At 50.7% G+C, this 1,923-nt stretch carries 1 protein-coding gene; it reads left to right on the top strand.

The genetic code is table 11. The features are described from left to right. The first annotated feature begins 525 nt into the window (after window positions 1-525). Complete coding sequence (gene ltrA, locus FPZ45_RS25105; RefSeq protein WP_144707402.1) at window positions 526-1,818, top strand: group II intron reverse transcriptase/maturase; 1,293 nt, start codon at window positions 526-528, stop codon at window positions 1,816-1,818. Window positions 1,819-1,923: the final 105 nt, after the last annotated feature.

Consider the following 1,923-nt stretch of genomic DNA (forward strand, 5'->3'; position numbering starts at 1 on the left):
ATGCGTGCCCAGAGGCACGCATCATCTAGCCGGTGAAAGTCCGGTCGCGGGAGGGGCCAAGCCCCCGCGTAGCTAGGATACTTGCGTATGGAGAAATCTGTGCGTAAAAGCGTATCGACAAAAGTACCTGTCGGAGACAGGGCGAGCGACATACCAGGCCGTAACATAAAGTGAATCCTGCCGCGTCGTCAAAAAGGCCTTGCAAGAGGGAAAAGAGGAAGCTGAGTCTCGATGAAATGGACGAAAGCCACGGAAGCTGTTAGGAACTTGGAGCGACAGCGAAGAATCCTCCGGCGTAAGGGGATCGGCATGGGATGAAAGAAGATGCAGTGAACTGGGGAGACCCTCCCCTGCACGGAAAGTTTTTTTTTCCGTAGCGAGATGCTCTATAAGCCAGAAGGTGAAGTGAGCCATCTGCAGGAAGGGAGTCCGAGGGGCGAATAGTACCGGAGAACGTAGGACAACACAACCTGCGGGAGGGAAGGCGCCCTGCTTTGTTCAAGCTTCTTAAGGAGGTACGAGTGAGTGAATGCCATAGAGCTAACGACACCAAAGGAAAAAGTTCAACAACTCCAAGAGAAGCTAGGTCATGCTGCCAAAACAAACAAAAGCAGAAAGTTCCATGCACTGTACGACAAGGTGTACCGAATGGATGTATTACAGGAAGCGTGGCGCAGGGTGCGGGCAAATAAAGGAGCGGCAGGTATTGACGGGGAGACGATGGCAGATATCGCAAAGATAGGTGAAGACCTATTCTTAACAGAGTGTCAACAACGTCTGTCGAACAATAACTACCGTCCTCAACCGGTCCGCCGTCACTATATTCCGAAGAAAGATGGACGTAAGCGTCCGCTTGGCATCCCAACGGTGAGAGACCGCGTTGTACAGATGGCGACCAAACTTATACTAGAACCAATCTTTGAAGCAGATTTTCAGGAAAGCTCATTCGGCTTCCGACCGAAACGAGGCGCAAAACAAGCGCTGGAGCGTATTCGCAAAGCCTGCAACCGCAAAGGCAACTGGGTGGTCGATATCGACATCCAAGGGTACTTCGACAACATTAACCAAGAGAAGCTAATGAAGCTGGTGGAAATGCGCATCAGCGATAGACGCGTTCTCAAGCTGATTCGACAATGGCTGGGAGCAGGCGTAATGGAGGAAGGAACGGTTAGACGTTCTGACCTCGGCACACCGCAAGGTGGAGTGATTTCGCCGCTACTGGCGAACATCTACTTGAACTACTTCGATCTGTTGTGGGAGAAGCATGGCAAAGAAGTTGGAGAATTAACGCGGTATGCAGACGACTTCGTCGTCGTGTGCAAGACAAGGAAAGACGCGCTTCATGCTTTTAAGCTGATTCAGGCAATAATGGAGCGGTTGGAACTAACCTTGCATCCGGAGAAGACGCGAATTGTGGGGCTATGGACGGGAGAAGAAGGATTCGACTTCCTCGGTATGCACCACCGGAAGATGAAAGCTGAGACAGGACAGAACTGCGTGTACTATACGACCCAACAGTGGCTATGCAAGAAAGCAGAGCAGCACATCCGGGAAGTGGTGAAGGAACGACTCGCACCGCCAAAGATGCGGCATGTCTCGATCCAAGAGCACGTAAACTGGCTCAACCTGAGAATACAAGGATGGAAGAACTACTATGCAACACCGTACAGCTCCAAGTGGATGACCAAGTTAGATTGGTATATCCGCACACGGCTAACGAGGTGGTACGCAAAGAAACGCCAGCGAGATCGCTGGCGGAGTTCCGGTAATGAAGTGAAGTTGCTTAGCCAAATGTATGGACTTAAAACGCTATTGTAAGTTGCATGCACATGAATGACGAACATCGGAAAGCCGTATGAGGGAAAACCTCAAGTACGGTTTGATGAGGAGGGGCTGAATTTATTTTCAGTTCTTTACTCTAGT

It is taken from the genome of Cohnella terricola (genome assembly GCF_007786475.1).
Taxonomy (GTDB): Bacteria; Bacillota; Bacilli; order Paenibacillales; family Paenibacillaceae; genus Cohnella; species Cohnella terricola.